1 protein-coding gene is annotated in these 780 nt (G+C 60.8%); it reads right to left on the reverse strand.

The window, feature by feature from the left end; genetic code table 11:
* Window positions 1-357: 357 nt before the first annotated feature.
* Entirely contained in the window at window positions 358-540 is a 183-nt protein-coding gene (locus AAFX91_RS42115; protein ID WP_028169439.1) for a hypothetical protein, read from the reverse strand.
* Window positions 541-780 lie beyond the last annotated feature (240 nt).

A 780-nucleotide genomic window follows, 5' to 3' on the forward strand; every position in this document is an offset into this window, starting at 1 on the left:
CGAAACTACTTCGCCGTCGTCGCCATTGCCGCCACTCTGCTCTGGATAAGGTAACTGTCCACACGGCCTAGTTCGACCGCATCGACATTCGCAGCGACATCGATGAATTTGAGAAAGGCGCCGAAGGCAGCTAGCACGGCCCCGAGCGCCACAGGCGTGCCGGCAACCGCGAGCCACGGCAGGATGAGCGCAATCCCGAACCAGCCGATCCGGATGATTGATTTGCTGCCGTAGCGCGCTCAACAGCCTGATCAGAAGCATCGAGATGACTGAGCTGATTCCCAGACAGAGCAGCAGAAAACCGAGGACTTCGTTATCGACAACCAGCCGCTCCTTCGCGAACGGCACCAGCGGCGCCTAGCCCGCAATGCCGAAACCGGCGACAAAGAATGCAAGGCGCGTCATGATCCGGCTGGCCAGACGACCGACGGACACCATCGGGAAAGCCCGGAGGAAGAGTGTGGTTTCCTGTTCGCACACGCTAATGACATCGCGGCGCAGCGAGAGCGGCTGCGATCGCAGTTGCAGCCCCTCCAACATGGTGTTTCATTCCCCTCACAACACGTTGGCGGGGCGGCCGGACGCAATGGAGGACGTGCGGAGTCCGTCCCTACAGCGCCCCCCGCCTCCGAGCGGTGATGCTGCCCCAAGTGGCGTGCCGACATTGAAAGTTGGAGGTTCTACAGTCGCTTCGTACCGGGTGTGTGAAATGGACCCCGATTGTGGGACCACGTGCTTAGTTGGAAGGGGCTGCTCCGTTTGATAGACGGAGCGCATGAT

The organism is Bradyrhizobium sp. 31Argb, from assembly GCF_043638955.1.
Lineage (GTDB): Bacteria > Pseudomonadota > Alphaproteobacteria > Rhizobiales > Xanthobacteraceae > Bradyrhizobium.

Excerpts from the sequence above, each read along its gene's own strand:
- AAFX91_RS42115 (WP_028169439.1), bottom strand. The coding sequence starts at position 540 with ATGTTGGAGGGGCTGCAACTGCGATCGCAGCCGCTCTCGCTGCGCCGC.